The organism is Aminobacter aminovorans, from assembly GCF_900445235.1.
GTDB classification, from domain to species: Bacteria; Pseudomonadota; Alphaproteobacteria; order Rhizobiales; family Rhizobiaceae; genus Aminobacter; species Aminobacter aminovorans.
Genome location: NZ_UFSM01000001.1, coordinates 1,465,937 through 1,483,618, shown reverse-complemented (window position 1 = coordinate 1,483,618; position 17,682 = coordinate 1,465,937). Strand labels below are relative to the sequence as shown.

The 17,682-nt window shown below is 64.0% G+C and carries 17 protein-coding genes; 11 read left to right on the top strand and 6 right to left on the bottom strand.

Annotation, left to right across the window (positions count from 1 at the left end):
• Positions 1–103 precede the first annotated feature (103 nt).
• Genes thiC through DY201_RS07285 form a run of 6 tightly spaced genes read left to right on the top strand, consistent with a single transcriptional unit; the run spans position 104 to position 5,240 of the window.
• Positions 104–1,930, top strand: a complete 1,827-nt coding sequence (thiC, locus tag DY201_RS07310) for a phosphomethylpyrimidine synthase ThiC (protein ID WP_115730630.1) — start codon at positions 104–106, stop codon at positions 1,928–1,930.
• Positions 1,927–2,913, top strand: a complete 987-nt coding sequence (gene thiO / locus DY201_RS07305) for a glycine oxidase ThiO (protein ID WP_115730629.1) — start codon at positions 1,927–1,929, stop codon at positions 2,911–2,913. Before thiC ends, thiO begins: the two co-directional genes overlap by 4 nt.
• Entirely contained in the window at positions 2,897–3,094 is a 198-nt protein-coding gene (thiS, locus tag DY201_RS07300; protein ID WP_115730628.1) for a sulfur carrier protein ThiS, read from the top strand. The genes thiO and thiS overlap by 17 nt, the downstream gene beginning before the upstream one ends.
• Before the next feature lie 3 nt (positions 3,095–3,097).
• Positions 3,098–3,871 (top strand): thiazole synthase, encoded by a 774-nt coding sequence (locus tag DY201_RS07295; RefSeq protein WP_115730627.1) that lies wholly within the window; start codon positions 3,098–3,100, stop codon positions 3,869–3,871.
• On the top strand, positions 3,868–4,473 hold the full coding sequence (locus tag DY201_RS07290; RefSeq protein ID WP_115730626.1) for a thiamine phosphate synthase: 606 nt from the start codon (positions 3,868–3,870) through the stop codon (positions 4,471–4,473). The genes DY201_RS07295 and DY201_RS07290 overlap by 4 nt, the downstream gene beginning before the upstream one ends.
• Positions 4,470–5,240, top strand: a complete 771-nt coding sequence (locus tag DY201_RS07285; RefSeq protein WP_115730625.1) for a hydroxymethylpyrimidine/phosphomethylpyrimidine kinase — start codon at positions 4,470–4,472, stop codon at positions 5,238–5,240. The genes DY201_RS07290 and DY201_RS07285 overlap by 4 nt, the downstream gene beginning before the upstream one ends.
• Before the next feature lie 16 nt (positions 5,241–5,256).
• Here DY201_RS07285 and fghA read toward each other — a convergent pair whose 3' ends face one another.
• The 6 genes from fghA to DY201_RS07255 form a co-directional block, all read right to left on the bottom strand.
• Positions 5,257–6,090, bottom strand: a complete 834-nt coding sequence (gene fghA / locus DY201_RS07280) for an S-formylglutathione hydrolase (RefSeq protein WP_115730624.1) — start codon at positions 6,088–6,090, stop codon at positions 5,257–5,259.
• Between the two features lie 336 nt (positions 6,091–6,426).
• A complete protein-coding gene (locus DY201_RS07275) occupies positions 6,427–7,554 on the bottom strand; it encodes an S-(hydroxymethyl)glutathione dehydrogenase/class III alcohol dehydrogenase (protein WP_115730623.1) in 1,128 nt (375 codons plus the stop codon).
• A gap of 55 nt (positions 7,555–7,609) precedes the next feature.
• Positions 7,610–8,257, bottom strand: coding sequence for a glutathione S-transferase family protein (locus DY201_RS07270; RefSeq protein ID WP_115730622.1), 648 nt, complete (start codon positions 8,255–8,257; stop codon positions 7,610–7,612).
• 9 nt (positions 8,258–8,266) lie between these two features.
• The gene (locus tag DY201_RS07265) at positions 8,267–10,033 is read right to left on the bottom strand and encodes a Rieske 2Fe-2S domain-containing protein (RefSeq protein WP_115730621.1); all 1,767 of its coding nucleotides are present in this window, start codon (positions 10,031–10,033) and stop codon (positions 8,267–8,269) included.
• Between the two features lie 41 nt (positions 10,034–10,074).
• Positions 10,075–10,980, bottom strand: coding sequence for an aromatic ring-hydroxylating oxygenase subunit alpha (locus tag DY201_RS07260; protein WP_115730620.1), 906 nt, complete (start codon positions 10,978–10,980; stop codon positions 10,075–10,077).
• A 26-nt stretch (positions 10,981–11,006) separates the two neighbouring features.
• Complete coding sequence (locus tag DY201_RS07255) at positions 11,007–11,873, bottom strand: aromatic ring-hydroxylating oxygenase subunit alpha (protein WP_115730619.1); 867 nt, start codon at positions 11,871–11,873, stop codon at positions 11,007–11,009.
• A 240-nt stretch (positions 11,874–12,113) separates the two neighbouring features.
• Here DY201_RS07255 and DY201_RS07250 point away from each other — a divergent pair, with 240 nt between their 5' ends.
• From DY201_RS07250 to DY201_RS07230, 5 genes are all read left to right on the top strand, one after another.
• Entirely contained in the window at positions 12,114–12,884 is a 771-nt protein-coding gene (locus DY201_RS07250; protein WP_115730618.1) for a GntR family transcriptional regulator, read from the top strand.
• 46 nt (positions 12,885–12,930) lie between these two features.
• Positions 12,931–14,025 (top strand): BMP family ABC transporter substrate-binding protein, encoded by a 1,095-nt coding sequence (locus DY201_RS07245; protein WP_115730617.1) that lies wholly within the window; start codon positions 12,931–12,933, stop codon positions 14,023–14,025.
• Between the two features lie 125 nt (positions 14,026–14,150).
• Positions 14,151–15,692, top strand: coding sequence for an ABC transporter ATP-binding protein (locus DY201_RS07240; RefSeq protein WP_115730616.1), 1,542 nt, complete (start codon positions 14,151–14,153; stop codon positions 15,690–15,692).
• Complete coding sequence (locus DY201_RS07235; protein WP_115730615.1) at positions 15,676–16,743, top strand: ABC transporter permease; 1,068 nt, start codon at positions 15,676–15,678, stop codon at positions 16,741–16,743. The genes DY201_RS07240 and DY201_RS07235 overlap by 17 nt, the downstream gene beginning before the upstream one ends.
• Positions 16,743–17,663: an ABC transporter permease gene (locus DY201_RS07230; RefSeq protein ID WP_115730614.1), complete on the top strand. Its 921-nt coding sequence runs from the start codon at positions 16,743–16,745 to the stop codon at positions 17,661–17,663. The genes DY201_RS07235 and DY201_RS07230 overlap by 1 nt, the downstream gene beginning before the upstream one ends.
• The last annotated feature ends 19 nt before the right edge of the window (positions 17,664–17,682 follow it).

Below are 17,682 nucleotides of genomic sequence, written 5' to 3'. Positions count from 1 at the left end.
CGGTTCTCGGTTTTAGGCAAGCACGATGCGCAAAACCAAGGACCCGGAGCGTCCTTGTGCGTCCTGCCGGACGCATGGCGCGCCGAAGCAAGGAGGCTCACTCATGAATGCCCACACCCCGACAGTCACGTCAGGCGAACTTCCCGCATCGCGGAAGGTCCACAAAACTGGAAAACTCCATCCCGCCATCCGCGTGCCGATGCGCGAGATCTCGCTCCATCCGACATCGGGCGAGCCGCCCGTCACTGTCTATGATTCCTCCGGCCCCTACACCGACGCCGCGGTGAAGACAGACATCGAGCGTGGCTTGCCCAGGCTGCGCGAGGACTGGATCGTGGCGCGCGGCGACGTCGAACGTTACGAGGGCCGCGCCGTCAAGGCCGAGGACAACGGCTTTGTCTCGGGCGAAAGGCTGACACCGCAATTCCCTGTCCGCAACGCGCCGCTGCGCGCCACCGGCGGCCGTGCCGTCACCCAGCTCGCTTATGCCCGCGCCGGCATCATCACGCCCGAGATGGAGTTCGTCGCCATCCGCGAAAACCTCGGCCGCGAGCAGCTGCGCACCAAGCTTGTGCGCGACGGCGAAAGCTTCGGCGCTGTCATCCCCGACTTCGTCACGCCGGAATTCGTCCGCGAGGAGGTGGCGCGCGGCCGCGCCATCATCCCCTCCAACATCAACCATCCCGAAAGCGAGCCGATGATCATCGGCCGCAATTTCCTGGTCAAGATCAACGCCAATATCGGCAATTCGGCCGTCACCTCGTCGATGGCCGAAGAGGTCGAAAAGATGGTCTGGTCGACGCGCTGGGGCGCCGACACGGTGATGGACCTGTCGACCGGCCGCAACATCCACAACATTCGCGACTGGATCATCCGCAATGCGCCGGTGCCGATCGGCACGGTGCCGCTCTACCAGGCGCTGGAGAAGGTCAACGGCATCGCCGAGGACCTGACCTGGGAGGTGTTCCGCGACACGCTGATCGAGCAGGCCGAACAGGGCGTCGACTACTTCACCATCCATGCCGGCGTGCGCCTGGCCTATATCCACCTCACCGTCGACCGCGTCACCGGCATCGTCTCGCGCGGCGGCTCGATCATGGCCAAATGGTGCCTGCATCACCACAAGGAGAGCTTTCTCTACGAGCATTTCGACGAAATCTGCGACATCTGCCGCACCTATGACGTCGCCTTTTCGCTCGGCGACGGCCTGCGTCCCGGCTCGATCGCCGACGCCAACGACGCCGCCCAGTTCGCCGAACTGGAAACGCTCGGCGAACTGACCAAGATCGCCTGGGCCAAGGATTGCCAGGTGATGATCGAAGGCCCCGGCCATGTGCCGATGCACAAGATCAAGGAAAACATGGACAAGCAGCTCGAGGTCTGCGGCGAAGCGCCCTTCTACACGCTCGGGCCTTTGACCACCGACATCGCGCCCGGCTACGACCACATCACGAGCGGAATCGGTGCGGCGATGATCGGCTGGTTCGGCACGGCGATGCTCTGCTACGTCACGCCCAAGGAACATCTCGGCTTGCCCGACCGCGACGACGTCAAGGTCGGCGTCATCACCTACAAGATCGCAGCCCACGCCGCCGATCTCGCCAAGGGTCATCCGGCGGCCAAGGTCAGGGACGACGCGCTGTCGCGGGCGCGTTTCGAGTTCCGCTGGGAGGACCAGTTCAACCTCTCGCTCGACCCGGAGACGGCGCGCTCCTATCACGACCAGACCTTGCCCAAGGAAGCGCACAAGGTGGCGCATTTCTGCTCGATGTGCGGCCCGAAATTCTGCTCGATGCGGATCTCCCACGACATCCGCGCCGAGGCACAGAAGGAAGGGCTGGCGGCCATGGCGGCGAAATACCGCGACGGCGGCGACCTCTATATGGCGGTGGAGAGCGTCGAGCCGGCGGAGCCAGCGAGCCAGCCATGAAGGTGCTGATCCGCGGCGCGGGCGTCAACGGATTGACGCTCGCCCACGAGCTTTCATCGCGCGGCGCCGACGTCACCGTCGTCGACGCCAGAAGGCAGATCGCCGGCAATGCCTCATGGCAGGCCGGCGGCATGCTGGCGCCGTGGTGCGAATTGGAGAGTGCCGAAGAGGCGGTGCTGACGCTCGGACGCGGTGCCGCCGACTGGTGGGACGCCGCCCTGCCCGGCCATGTCATGCGCAACGGCACGCTTGTCGTGGCCTCCGCCCGCGACATGTCCGAACTCGACCGCTTCGGCCGCCGCACCTCTGGATACCGCGTCATCGACGCCGAGGCGATCGCAGCGCTTGAACCCGACCTCGAAGGCAGCTTCACCCGCGCGCTGTTTTTTAATGAGGAAGCCCATCTCGACCCGCGCCAGGCGCTGCTTGGGCTGCAGCAAAAGCTTGTTGAGATGGGCGTGTGTTTCGAGTTCGGTTACGGCGCGGTGCACAGTCCGTCGGCCGATGTCGAGGCCGACTGCACCGGTATTGCCGGCAGGCAGCCCGGCCTGCGCGGCGTGCGTGGCGAGATGCTGATCCTCAAGACGTCGGAGGTGGCGCTGGCGCGGCCGGTGCGGCTGCTGCATCCGCGCATTCCGGTCTATGTCGTGCCGCGCTCCGACAATCTGTTCATGGTCGGCGCAACGATGATCGAAAGCGATGCCGCCGGTCCCATCACCGCGCGTTCGGTGATGGAACTGCTCAACGCCGCCTATGCGCTGCATCCGGCCTTCGGCGAGGCCGAGCTTGTCGAGACCGGCACCGGCATCCGCCCGGCCTTTACAGACAATTTGCCGCGCGTCGAACGCGAGGGAAACTCCATCCGCATCAACGGCCTTTACCGCCACGGCTTCCTGCTCGCGCCCGCCATGGCTCGGCAGGCCGCCGACATGATCCTGGGCAAAAAGACGAAGAAGGAGCTCGCCCATGAAGCTCACCGTTAATGGCGAAAACCAAGAGGTCGCGGCCGACACGCTGGCAGCGTTGCTTGCCGAGCTTGACTACGAAGGGGGCTGGCTCGCCACCGCGCTGAATGGCGAAGTCGTGCCGGCACGGGAACGCGACGGCTGCGCCCTCACCGATGGCGACCGCATCGAAATCCTCGCACCGATGAAGGGAGGGTAGGCCATGCTCGAACTCTACGGACAAGAAATCTCGTCCCGCCTGCTGCTCGGCACCGCACTTTACCCCTCGCCCGCCATCATGGCCGAGGCAATCGAGGCATCGGGGGCCGACATCGTCACGGTGTCGCTGCGCCGCGAGACCTCGGGCGGCAAGTCAGGTGGCCAGTTCTGGTCGCTGATCCAGTCGCTCGGTGTGCGCGTCTTGCCCAACACCGCCGGCTGTCACTCGGTCAAGGAAGCAGTGACGACGGCGAAAATGGCGCGCGAGGTCTTTGCCACCAACTGGATCAAGCTCGAGGTCATCGGCAATCACGACACGCTGCAGCCCGACGTGTTCGGCCTGGTCGAAGCAGCTGGGATTCTCGCTGCCGACGGCTTCGAGGTCTTCCCCTACACGACCGACGATCTGGTTGTCGCCGGGCGGCTGCTCGATGCCGGCTGCAAGGTGCTGATGCCGTGGTGCGCGCCGATCGGCTCCGCCCGCGGCCCGCAGAACCTCGATGCCTTGCGCAGCCTGCGCGGCCATTTCCCCGACGTGCCGCTGATCGTCGACGCCGGCATCGGCCGCCCGTCGCATGCCGCAACCGTCATGGAGCTCGGCTACGACGCCGTGCTGCTCAACACGGCTGTTGCCAAGGCCAGCGACCCCGTCGCCATGGCGTCCGCCTTCGGCAAGGCGGTTGAAGCCGGACGGCAGGCGTTCCGCGCCGGCCCGCTTGAACCGCGCGACATGGCCGTCCCCTCCACCCCCGTCATCGGCATGGCAGCATTTTCATGAAGCTCGACCCGTTCTACCTGATTGTCGATTCCGCCGCCTGGATCGAGCGGCTGGTGCCGTTGGGCGTCAAGCTGGTGCAGCTGCGCATCAAGGACATGGACGAGGCCGGCCTGCGCCGCGAAATCCGCGTGGCGAAAACCATCTGCGCGCGCCATGGCTGCCAGCTCGTCGTCAACGATTACTGGCGCCTCGCCATCGACGCGGGCTGCGACTACGTCCATCTCGGCCAGGAGGATCTGGCCGAAGCTGATGTGGCAGCGATCCGCCATGCCGGCCTGAAACTCGGCCTCAGCACCCATGACGATGCCGAACTCGACACCGCACTTGCCGCCGCACCCGACTATGTCGCGCTTGGCCCTGTCTATCCGACCATCCTCAAGGCGATGAAATGGGCGCCGCAAGGGCTCGACCGCATCGCCGAATGGAAAAAGCGTGTTGGCACCACACCGCTGGTTGCCATTGGCGGGCTCAATGTCGAGCGTATATCAGGCGTCTTTGCCTACGGCGCCGACATTGCTGCCGTCGTCACCGACATCACGCTCAACGCCGATCCCGAGGCGCGCACGCGCCAGTGGCTGGCAGCGACGGCTCAGTGGCGATGAGCCCGCATGTGCTCCCGCATGTGCTCCCCCATGTGCTCATTGTCGCCGGCTCGGATTCGAGCGGCGGCGCCGGCATCGTCCGCGATGTCGAGGCGGTGTCGGCCTTCGGCCTGCGCTGCAGCCTCGCCATCACGGCGGTGACGGTGCAGACGCATCAGCGCGTCGAGCGTATCGAACAGATGCCACCCGACCTCGTCGCCGACCAGATGCGCGCCGCCTTCGCCGCCGACCCGGTCGCTGCGGTCAAGATCGGCATGTTGGGAACGGCAACTGCCATCGACACCGTCGCTTCGGTGCTGGCGAGCAGCCTGCCGGTGCCTGTCGTGCTCGACCCGGTGCTCGCCTCGACCTCGGGGCGGCAACTGCTCGACGACGAGGCCATCGACACGCTGAAGCGCAAGCTGTTTCCGCTGTGCGCGCTTGTCACGCCCAACCTGCCCGAACTGGCGCTGCTGAGCGGCCTGCCGCTCGCCACCGGCGAAACAGAGATCGTCGAACAAGCCGAAAAACTGTTCGACACCGGCGCATCCGCCATCCTGGTCAAAGGCGGCCACGCAACCGGCGCCACCGCGACGGACCTGCTGATCCAGCCGAGGCGCGAACCCGTCCGCTTCGACGCATCGCGCATCGCTGTCGCCATGCGCGGCACCGGCTGCATGCTGGCCAGCGCGATCGCGGCACATCTGGCACAATATGAAACGCTGGAGATCAGCATCGGCAAGGCGAAGCGCCATGTCTTCGCCAAGCTGCTGGCGGTAAGGCCGTGACGGCGACTTGCGCCGCTCAGCCAAGCCGGGCGGCGTGCCACCTCAGATGATCGTCCATGAAGGTCGAGATGAAGTTGTAGGAATGATCATAGCCATCCTGCATGCGCAAGGTCAGGCCGATGCCTGATTTCGTGCAGGCCTCTTCGAGCAGCCAGGGGCGCAGGCCCTCGTTGAGGAAGCTGTCTGATGAACCCTGGTCGACGAGGAATTCTGGGAAACGCTTGCCGTCTTCGATCAGCAACGTCGTGTCATAGGCGCGCCAGGCAGCCTCGTCGGAACCGAGATATTTCTCCAGCGCCGGCTTCGACCAGCCTGCCGTCGAAGGCTGGGCGATGGGCGCGAAGGCCGAGCAGCTCTTGAAGCGCTCGGGGTTCTTCAGCGCGATGGTCAGCGCGCCGTGCCCGCCCATCGAATGGCCTGTAATCGCCTGGCGCGACATGTCGGCTGGGAAGTTTGCCGCGATCAGCGCCGGCAATTCCGCGGTGACATAGGAATACATGCGATAGTTTTTCGCGAATGGCGCCTCGGTCGCATCGACATAAAAGCCCGCGCCCGAACCGAACTGCCAGTTGTCCTTCTCGTCGGCGACACCTTCGCCGCGCGGGCTGGTATCGGGGCAGACGATCATCAGGCCAAGTTCGGCGGCGAGGCGGCGGTATTCGCCCTTGTCCATGACATTGGCATGCGTGCAGGTCAGGCCAGAGAGATACCACAGCACCGGCACCGGACCATCCTTGGCCTGCGGCGGCACGAAGACGGCAAAGGTCATGTCGCAGGCGCAGGCCTCGGAGGCGTGCGCATAGACGCCCTGGACGCCACCATGCGACTTCGACGTGGAAATGGTCTTCATCTGCTTAGCCTTCTCGTCAAACAATCCCGACCCGGCATAACGTCGGGGCGCAGGACCTGCAACCGTTCAAAAAGAGATGCCGGCGGTGCGGACGAGGGTTGCAGACACCTCGGACGCACCGCCGGTCGACGCCATGGCTTTGGGAACACGCGGGCCAAGCTGGGAGGCTTGAGGGCCGGCGAAAAGCCACAGCGCTTAGAGCAATTCCAGGAAAAGTGCGTAGCGGTTTTCCCTAGAAATTGCGCAAAAACAAGAAGATAGAGAGATTCCGCGATTCGAAGAAAAGCGGAAATTCTCTAGAGGACCGGCCATGGGAGCCTGGCCGGTCTTGGGAGCTCAGTAGACGACCACGCTGCGGATGCTTTCGCCGGCATGCATCAGGTCAAAACCCTTGTTGATGTCTTCGAGCTTGAGCGTGTGCGTGATCATCGGGTCGATCAGGATCTTGCCCTCCATGTACCAGTCGACGATCTTCGGCACATCGGTGCGGCCGCGCGCCCCGCCAAAGGCGGTGCCCTTCCAGCTCCGCCCGGTGACCAGCTGGAACGGCCGCGTCGAGATCTCCTGGCCGGCACCGGCAACACCGATGACGATCGATTCGCCCCAGCCGCGATGCGATGCTTCGAGCGCCTGGCGCATCACCTTGACGTTGCCGGTGCAATCGAAGGTGTAGTCGGCACCGCCGATCTGGTCGGCGCCACGCTTGGTCATGTTGACGAGGTAAGGCACGATGTCGCCCTCGACCTCCTTCGGATTGACGAAATGCGTCATGCCGAACTTTTCGCCCCAGGCCTTGCGGTCATTGTTGATGTCGACACCGATGATCATGTCGGCACCGGCCAGGCGCAGACCCTGCAGCACATTGAGGCCGATGCCGCCGAGGCCAAAGACGATGGCCGTCGAACCGATCTCGACTTTGGCGGTGTTGATGACCGCACCGATGCCTGTCGTCACGCCGCAGCCGATGTAGCAGATCTTGTCGAACGGAGCGTCCGAATTGACCTTGGCCAGCGCGATCTCGGGCAGCACGGTGAAGTTCGAGAAGGTCGAGCAGCCCATGTAATGGAAAATCTTGTCCTTGCCGATCGAGAAGCGGCTCGAACCATCAGGCATCAGGCCTTGGCCCTGCGTCGCGCGGATCGCGGTGCACAGGTTGGTCTTGCGGCTGAGGCACGACGGGCATGAGCGGCATTCCGGCGTGTAGAGCGGAATGACGTGGTCGCCCTTCTTCAGCGAGGTCACGCCCTTGCCGACATCGACGACGACGCCTGCACCTTCATGGCCGAGAATGGCCGGGAAGATGCCTTCGGGATCGGCACCCGACAAAGTGAACTCGTCGGTGTGGCAGATGCCGGTCGCCTTGATCTCGACAAGCACCTCGCCCTCGCGTGGCCCTTCGAGGTCGACCTCCATGATCTCGAGCGGCTTTCCGGCTCCAACAGCTACGGCGGCGCGGGTTTTCATTTTTTTCTCCCAGTATCAGGTAAATGTCGGGCGCTCGCCCGGCGAACTATCGAATTCAGGCTGCCTTGGCTGGGCCTGCCGGGAACACGCCCGACATCACGGCAAAGCCCTTGATGCGCTTGACACGGTCACACCAGCGACGGATCGCCGGATAGTCCTGTCTTGAAATGCCGCCCTCTTCCGACAGCATGATGTAGGGGAAGCAGGCGATGTCGGCGATCGTCGGCTGGGCCGCCGAACAGATCCAGCTGCGCCCTTCCTGTTCGCCGAACCACAGATGCTCGTCGAGGATGCGAAACAGCCGGTGCGCACCGGCGCGCGCCGCCTCGACGTCGAAGTCGTAAAATAGCGCATCATGCAGCCGCGCCGCCGAAGCCGTGCCGGTGATGCCGTCGGCGAAGGCCAGCCACTGGCTGATCTCGCCGAGCAGTGCCGGATTGTCGCGCGGGTACCACGTGCCGGACGCATCGTACTTCGAAGCGAGATAGACAAGGATCGCCTGGGCATCGCGCAGGACAAGCCCGTCGTCGTCGATGACGGGAAGCTGGCCGAGCGGATTGATCTTGAGGAACCAGTCCGACTTGTGCTCGCGGCCGGGATAGAAGTCGACAGGAACAGTCTTCCACTCGACACCGAGCATGCCCATCAGCAGGCGCAGCTTGTAGCAGTTGCCCGACAGTTCGTAGTCGTAAAGCGTAATCATCGGTAACTCCTAGAGGTCGAGCACAAGCCGCGCCGACTTGGCACGCGACACGCAGGTCATGATCTTGGTGCCGGATTTGCGCTCGGCATCGTTGAGATAGACGTCCTGATGATCGGGCTCGCCTTCGATGACGGTGGCAAGGCAGGTGCCGCAGGCGCCCTGCTCGCAGGACGACGGCATGTCGATGCCGGCGTCGCGCATCACTTCGAGGATCGTCTTGCCGGCCGGCACGGTCAGCGTCATGCAGGAGCGCGCCAGCGCCACTTCGAAGCTGGTGGAGTCGTCGATGACATTGGTGTTCTTGAAATATTCGAAATGCACCGCCGTTTCCGGCCAGCCCATTTCTGCGGCGATGCTGCGCGCCGCTTCCAGCATCGGGCCGGGTCCGCAGAGATAGACATGCTTATCGGGGCCATAGCCTGACAGGATCTCGCGCAGCTTCGCGCCGGTCTGGTCTGGCGAGAGCCCAAGATGCGGCTTGAGCGAGGCGCCAAGCGTCTTTGTCTTCTCGGGGAAGGCGAGCTGGGCTTCGTTCTGGGCGAAGTAGTGCAGCTCGTGGCTGAGGCTCTGGTTGTTGAGCGCCTGGGCCATGGCGAGCAGCGGCGTGATGCCGATGCCGCCGGCGATGAACAATGTCTGGACCGCGTCGCGGCGCAGCGGGAAGTTGTTGCGCGGCTCGGAGATCGCCAGCACGTCGCCTTCGCGCACCGTCTCGTGCAGGCAGGTCGAGCCGCCCTTGGAGTCGCGCTCGAGCTTGACGCCGATGACGTAGCTGTCGCTTTCGCCGGGGCCGTTGGTGATCGAATACTGCCGGATCAACCCGTTGGGCAGATGCACGTCAATATGGGCGCCGGGCTGGAAGGTCGGCAACAGGCCCTTGAGCGGCCTGAGCTCGAAGCCGGCAATACCATCGGCCGCCGGCCACTTCCTCTTAACCTGGACGCGGATCGTCGCCTTGCGGCCATGTGTCGTCTCTTCCGGCATCTCGGCCAGTTCTGGCGAGACCCGTTCGATGATCGGCTCCAGCGGGGCCGGTGCAGGTTCCCGCGCGGCCTCGGCTTCCACGGCGACACGCAGGCGCGACAGAAGCTCGTTGTGGTGGCGCAGCACGACGAGACGGGCAGCGCCTTCGACCTCGCTGTCGAGCACGCCGCGGATCACCGAGCGGTTGGAATCGACCGGCTGGACGAAGAACACGGCGAGTGTGCTGGCATCAGCCTCGCTCGAACGCAGCGCCACCGAAAAGGCGTTGGAGGCTTCGACCGTGACCTTGGCTGCGGAGCCGGCGATGTCGCCGCTTGGCTGGAAGCGGTAGCCCGTAAGCCTGGCCGCCACCACGTCGGCGGGCGCGTTGACCGGAATGGCGCGCAGCGCCAGAAGCTCGCCCTCGGCAAACCCTGTTACCTCGGGCACCTCGCCTTGCGGCTCTTCTGCCGACCACACCAGGCCGTAGCGTTCGACGGCGGCAAAGGTGCGGTTGGTGATGGTGCGGGCCGGCGCATCGGCCGGGTGTGCCGGGATATAGGTGCAGCCGGCGGTTCGGTTCGAATAGCGCCAGCCATGATACTGGCACTTCAGCTCGCGGCCGTCATTGATACCGATCGACAGGCGCACGCCGCGATGCAGGCAGCGGTTTTCCCAGATGTTGACGTAGCCGTCGTCGGCGCGCCAGACGGCGAATTCGCGGCCGAGCAGCTGGCCATGAAAGACGTGACGCAATGGAAGGTCGTGCGCCGCGGCGATGGGATGCCATCTGGATTTGGCTAGGTCGAGCATAGGTTCCTCGCTGATATCTTGTCGTTGGCGCCTTCAGGCGCTCAGGTGGCGGCCGGGATGACCCCGTAGGTCACGCCCTTCTGGCTCAGCCACCGGCGGTAGGCGATCGCCGACTTGTCGGCTCTGATGGGGGTCTCGGCGCGCGGATCGAGCGGCAGGCGCTTGGGGAACTGGTTTTCCAGGATCGGCTTGTCCTGGCCGAAGATCGTCTGCTGGAAACGCTTGATCACCTTGTCTTCATTGTCCTCGTCGAGCACGCACAGCAACATGTGCGCCCGGACATGTTCTTGGTCGACCGGCTGCAGGAACACGGCAATGACGTCGAGCCGCGTCTCGTCCATCGGGCTCGATTTGTAGAGCACCGAGCAATAGGGATGCGGCACCCGGTAGATGTAGTCGACATCGGCGCCGCCATCCGAAGTGGTCGATGCCATCGGCTGGAAAAAGCGGCAGCGTGTGGCCAGGATCTCGTCGCGGTCGACCGAGATCTCGACGTCGTATTCCTTCACTTCTGTATGCGGTTCCACACCGAGGATATCGGTGTGGACATAAGGGAAGTGGCCCATGTCGAGGAAGTTCTCGATCGCCCGCGGCGCCGAGACATTGACCCCGAACGTGGCGGCGTTGAGCTTGCGTCGGTCAGCTTCGGCATATTCGGGGATCGGGAAGATGTCGGCCGGCGGATTGCCGAGCGACGTCCAGACATAGCCATAGGCAAGCTTGACCGGCAGCGTGCCTTCGACCACTGAAATGTCGACCGGCCCGTCGACAGGCAGATCGCGTCGCGAACGCCAGACGGCAACCTTGCCGGTGCCGTCGGAGGCCAGGCTGAGGCGCTCTTCGAGCAGGATGGTGCCGACCACCACGCCAGCCGGCACTTCGGAAAGTGCGGCAAGCGGGTGCCAAAGGTCGAGGATCACCTGATCCTTGCATCTCGTCTCGGTCATCTAAGGTTCCTCCTGAGGGCGCGGGTTCACATCCGCGCCGGTATCGCGCCGTAAGTGACTGATTTGTCGCGCAGCCAGCGCCGGTACAAGACAGCAACCGCATCGGCGCGGATCGGCGTTTCAGCACGCGGGTCGAGCGGCAGGCGTCGCGGCAGCTGGTTTTCCAGGATCGGTTTGTCCTGGGCGAAAATCAGCTGCATGAAGTTGCGGATTCCGGCCTCGTCGCTGCCGTCCTTGAGATAGCAAAGGAAGGGATGGGCGACGCAATTCTCCTCGTCGACGGGCTGGACGAACAAGGTGATGACGTCGAGCCGCTCCTTCTGCACCGGATTGCTCTTGTAGAGCGCCACCGTGTAGGGGCGGATCACCTTGTAGATATAGTCGACGACAAAGCCTTCCTTGGCCGTCGGCGACGCCACCGGCTGGTAGAATTTGCATTCGGTCGCGACCAGTTCGTCGGCAGCCGTCAGCTCGACCTTGTAAGGCGCGACTTCGGTATGCGGCTCCTCGCCGAGCCAGCCGGTGTGGACGAACGGGAAATGGCCCATGTCGAGGAAATTCTCGACCGTGCGCAGGCCGGAAACCTTGACCGCGATCGACCCGCCGGTGAGCAGGTAGCGGTCTTCCTCCTCGGCCTCCGGCACGAACACGATGTCGCGCTCCGGCTTGCCGAGGCAGGCCCACAGGAAGCCATAACGCTTGGTCGCATTGACCAGCGCCCCGGTGTCGTTTCGCACCACTTCCTTGTTGTAGCGGCCACGGCAATAGACGGTCAGGTCGACGCCAAGCAGGCGGGTCTGGAACGGCTCGTGCGCCGACAGGTTGGTCAGGTCGGCGATCACATGCCAATCGTTAAGAAGGACTCTGTCGCTACAAAGGGCAGCTATGCTCATCGCACCCTCCCTGGCTAGCACTTCCCCGTGAACCTAGCTCTGTTATGCCCATATTGGAACCACAGGATTGGATATCAATCAATGACAATTTGCATGCCAAAGAAAGAATTTTGATTGACAGCTTGATTTGATTGACTACCGATATGAGAAACGCAACTCGGGATATGCGGCGTCGCCGGCGCAGCGATAACCGGGCTGGCCGCCAAGCAAGCCAAAGGCGCTGGCGGGGAGGAGAATGCCATGAGCAACCGCTCGCAGGCCATTGCCGATATGCTGACGCGGGCGATCCTCGATCACCGCCTCGTCCCCGGCTGCAAGCTCGGTGAGCGCGAACTGTCAGAGGTATTCGACGTCAGCCGCATCGTCATCCGCCAAGCACTGATCCGCCTAGCCGATGATGGTCTTGCCCAGATCGAGCGCAACCGCGGCGCCTTTGTCGCCCGTCCCAGCATGCAGGACGCAATGGAAATCTACGACGCGCTCACGCTCGTCGAACAGGGCGTCGCCGCTCAATTGAGCGACCGCCTCGGCCCTGCCGGCTGGGCCGAATTGCGCCAGCATGTCGAGCGCCAGCGCCAAGCCGTGGCTTCGGGCAACGACGCGCTCGCCGACGTGCTCGGGCAGGAGTTCCACACAGTGTTCGTGCGGCTCAGCCGCAACAAGGTGATGCAGGAGATCCATGCCCAGCTGGTGCGCCGCACGACCTTGCTGCGCTCGCTGATCACCGCCGATTTCGACTACTGCAACCTGCTCGACGACCATGCCCGGGTGATCGACCTGCTCGAAAAGGGCCGGCTCAAGCCGGCGATGGAGCTGATCGACGCGCACCACCGCTCTGTGGTGCGTGGCTACATCATGGACCGGCAGGTGTTTCCCGAGCTGACGCCGCGCGAAGCGCTCGAACCCTATCTCGACGGCAAGCCAGGCGAGCCGCCGAAACCGGCACCACGAAAGAAGGCAGGAGAAAACGGCGCGGCACGGGCACATGCCCATGTCCACGCCTCAAAATAGACCCGGCAACAATCCGGGCGCATCCAACCAACAGAGGGTTACCACCATGTTCAATCTGACCAGACGGCAATTTCTGCAATATTCCGGCGCCGCGGGCGCCGCTCTCGGCACCACGGGCCTTGCCGGCATCGCCAGCGCCCAGGAGCCGCTAAAGATCGGTGTCGTCTATGTCTCGCCGATCGCCGATATCGGCTGGACCAAGCAGCACAGCCTCGGCGTCGACGCCATCAAGGCGGAATTCGGCGACAAGGTCGCGCTGACCGTCATCGACAACATCTTCATGCCGCAGGATGCCGAACGCGTGTTCCGCGAACTCGCCGCCTCCGGCAACCAGCTCATCTTCGGCACCTCGTTCTCGCATGGCACGCCAATGCAGAAGGTGGCGCCGCGCTTCCCAAAGGTCGCCTTCGAGCATTGCTCCGGCATCGTCCATCTCGCCAATCTCGGCACCTTCGAAGCCAAATATTACGAAGGCACTTTCGTTGCCGGCGCTGCCGGCGCGCATATGAGCAAGGCCGGCAAGATCGGCTTCATCGGCGGCTTCCCGATCCCCGATATCGTCGGCCCGGCCAATGCGCTGCTGCTCGGCGCGCAAAGCGTCAATCCCGACGCCACCTGCAACGCCATCTTCCTCAATTCCTGGTTCGATCCGGGCAAGGAAAAAGAAGCCGCCAACACGCTTTTGTCGCAGGGCTGCGATGTCATCTGCTCGATGACCGACACCGCGACCGGTGTGCAGGTCGCCGGCGAAGGCGGCGCGTGGTCGATCGGTTATGCCAGCGACATGGCCAAGTTCGGCTCGGGCAAGCAGCTCACCGCCTTCACGCTCGACTGGTCGAGCGATTATGTCGGCGCCGCCAAGGGCGTGGCCGCAGGCACCTGGAAGCCCGAGGCGCGCTGGGACGGCCTGGCCGGCGGCGTTGTCAAGATGGCGCCGTACAACGAAGCCATTCCGGCCGACGTCATCGCCAAGCTCAAGCAGCTCGAGGCCGACATCGGCTCCGGCAAGATCCACCCCTATGCCGGCGAACTCAAGGACCAGGACGGCAACGTCAAGGTTGCGGCAGGCAGCGTGCTGGCCGATGCCGACATCCGCGGCATGAACTGGTTCGTCAAGGGAATGATCGGCAAGCTCGGCTGATCCTTTCTTACCGCTAGCAAGGCCACCGGGGCACGACAGCGCAGCGATTCCGATCTCGGGATCATGCGGCTTGCCCCGGTGGACTATGGCTGCGCACCGTCCAACCCTCACGGCAGGACCCGGCTATGCCCCCACGCCTCGAATTGCGCAACATCACCAAAAGTTATCCAGGCATCATCGCCAATGACGACATCTCGATGTCGATCATGCCAGGCGAAATCCACGCCGTGCTCGGCGAAAACGGCGCCGGCAAATCGACATTGATGAAGATCATCTATGGCGCGGCCCAGGCCGATTCCGGCGAGATCTTCTGCGATGGCAAGCCCGTCGCCGCCCACACGCCAGCGACATCGCGGGCCCTTGGCATCGAGATGGTCTACCAGCATTTCGCGCTGTTTGAATCCGTCACCGTGGTCGAAAACATCGCGCTCGCCGTTTCGAGCACCTTCGACCTCGATGCGCTGGCGCGCCAGATCACCGAGCTGTCGAACCGCTATGGCATGCCGATCGACCCGCATCGCCGCGTCCACGACCTGTCGGTCGGCGAACGCCAGCGCGTCGAGATCGTGCGCTGCCTGTTGCAGGCGCCCAAGCTTTTGATCCTCGACGAGCCGACCTCGGTGCTGACACCGCAGGCCGTCGTCAAGCTGTTCGAGACCTTGCGCCAGCTGGCGAGCGAAGGCTGCTCGATCGTCTACATCAGCCACAAGCTCGACGAGGTGCAGGAGCTTTGCGACACAGCGACAGTGCTGCGCAACGGCAAGGTGACAGGCACCGCAAGGCCCAAGGAAAGCACCTCGGCCCAACTCGCCCGCATGATGGTCGGCGCCGAACTGCCCGAAATGCATGTCAGCCCCTCCGTGCCGAGCGACAAGCCGGTGCTCGAGGTGCGCGGGCTGACCGCCGCTGCCCGCGACAAATATGGCGTCGAGCTCAAGAACGTCTCGTTTGCGGTGCGCGGCGGCGAGATCGTCGGGCTTGCCGGTGTTTCCGGCAATGGCCAGGCCGAGCTGATCTCGCTGCTCAGCGGCGAGCGCACCCATGGCAATGCGCTGGCGATCCAGATCGACGGCAAGGCTGCCGCCCATCTCAATGCCAGCGAAAGGCGCAAGCTCGGCATGGCCTTCGTGCCGGAAGAGCGGCTTGGCCGCGGGGCCGTGCCGCCGCATGCATTGTGGCAGAATGCCGTTTTGACCGCTCACCGCGCAGGCCTGGTGCGCAACGGCCTCGTCGACCGCAAGCAGGCGAGCAGTTTCGCCGCCGGGATCATCGAGCGCTTCAAGGTCAAGGCCAACGGCCCGCAATCGAGCGCGCAAAGCCTTTCCGGCGGCAATCTGCAGAAGTTCATCGTCGGTCGCGAGATCGCGCTCGAGCCCAGGCTGTTCCTCGTCGCCCAACCCACCTGGGGCGTCGATGTCGGTGCGGCCGCCTTCATCCGCCAGACAATTGTCGACCTGAGCCGCTCGGGTGCCGCGGTGCTGGTGATTTCGGAGGAGCTCGACGAGTTGTTCGAGATCTGCGACCGCCTGCTCGTCATCTGCCAGGGCCAGGTGTCGCCGCCACTGATCAGGACAAAAACCAACCGCGAAGAAATCGGCCTGCTGATGACAAGGGTCGACCGCGGCAACGGTACCAATGGGAGAGCCGAAGTTGCGATTCAGGATTGAACAAAGACCGGAACCATCCGCCAGGATGCGGGTGGCGGCACCGGTCATCGCGACCGGGTTAACGCTTCTCGTCGGCTCGCTGCTGTTTGCCGTGCTCGGCTATGACCCGCTGGCGACGCTGCAAGCCTTCTTCATCGCTCCGCTCAACTCGATGAACGGCCTGTCGGAGTGGCTGCTCAAGGCCTCGCCGCTGATCCTCATCGCCTGCGGCCTGGCCGTCGGCTTCCGCGCCAACGTCTGGAACATCGGCGCCGAGGGCCAGCTGATCATCGGCGCCATCGCCGCCTGCGGCGTCGGCCTGTTTTACCCCGACCCCGACAGTATGCTGCTTTTGCCGCTGATGTTTTTTGCCGGCGCCATCGCCGGCATGGCCTGGGCCGCCATCCCCGCCTTCCTTAGGGCGCGGATGAACACCAACGAGATCCTGGTCACGCTGATGCTGACCTATATCGCCACGCTGCTGCTGTCGTGGCTGGTGCACGGTCCGTGGCGTGACCCGGCCGGCTTCAACTATCCGCAGACCGCACTTTTGTCGGCGGCGGCGATGTTCGAGCCGTTCGACTATGCCTATCGGCTCAACGCCTCGGTGTTCATCACCGTCGTCGCCGTGTTTGTAATGTGGCTGTTCACCGACCGCAGCTTCCTTGGCTACAAGATGTCGGTCAGCGGTGCCGCACCTCTGGCGGCGCGTTACGCCGGCTTCCGCGAATCCGCTGCTGTGTGGACCGGCCTGCTTGCCGGTGGCGCTGCCGCCGGCATCGCCGGCATGGCCGAGGTCTCGGGTCCGCTCGGACAATTGTCGCCGCAGATCTCGCCCGGCTACGGCTTCGCTGCGATCATCGTCGCCTTCATCGGCCGCCTCAACGCCTTCGGCATCGTCCTCGGTGGATTGCTGATGTCGCTACTTTTCCTCGGCGGCGAAGCAGTGCAAATGAATCTTGGCCTGTCGGCTGCGCTGACCCGCATCTTCCAGGGCATCTTGTTGTTCTTTTTGCTTGCCGCCGATTTCTTCATCTTCTACCGGCTTCGCCGCATTCCGGAGCATGCTTGATGGACCTGTTCATCGCCATTTTCACCGGCACCATCATTGCCGCGACACCCCTGATCTTCGCTGCCCTTGGCGAACTCGTCGTCGAAAAATCAGGCGTTCTCAACCTTGGCATCGAAGGCATGATGCTGATGGGTGCGGCCTTCGCCTTCTGGGCGGTCATCGCCGGACTGCCGATGCCGGTCGCCATCCTCGCCGGCGCGTTGGGCGGGGCAGCCGCCTCGCTATTGTTCGGCGTGCTGGCGCTGACCTTCTTGACCAACCAGTATGCCGCTGGCCTGGCGCTCGCCATCTTCGGTTCCGGCGTTTCGGCTTTCCTCGGCCGCAACTTCGGCTCGGCACCGATCGATGCGCTGAAGAAGATCTACATCCCCTATCTCTCCGACATTCCGGTCATCGGGCCGATGCTGTTCCGCTTCGATCCGATGGTTTATTTCGCCATCGTCATGTTCTTCGTCATCAGCTGGTTCCTCTACCGTACCAAGGGCGGGCTGGTGCTGCGCACCATCGGCGAGTCGCCGGAGACGGCACACGCCATCGGCTATCCGGTGATCCGCATCCGCTATCTCGCGGTGCTGTTCGGCGGGCTGATGGCTGGTCTTGCCGGCGCCTATCTGTCGGTCGCCTACACCCCGCTATGGGTCGAGAACATGACCGCCGGCAAGGGCTGGATTTCGCTGGCGCTGGTGGTGTTTGCGACATGGCGGCCGCTGCGCGTGCTGCTCGGCGCCTGGCTGTTCGGCGGCATGACCATCCTGCAGCTGCAGGGCCAGGCACTCGGCATCGCGGTTCCCTCGGAACTGCTTTCCGCCCTGCCTTACCTCGCCACCATCATCGTGCTGGTCATCATCTCGCAGAACCGCCAGATGCTGGCGCTGCATTTCCCGGCGTCGTTGGCCAAGCCGTTCCGGCCCGCGACCTGACCGGCAAAAGGCGAGGCCT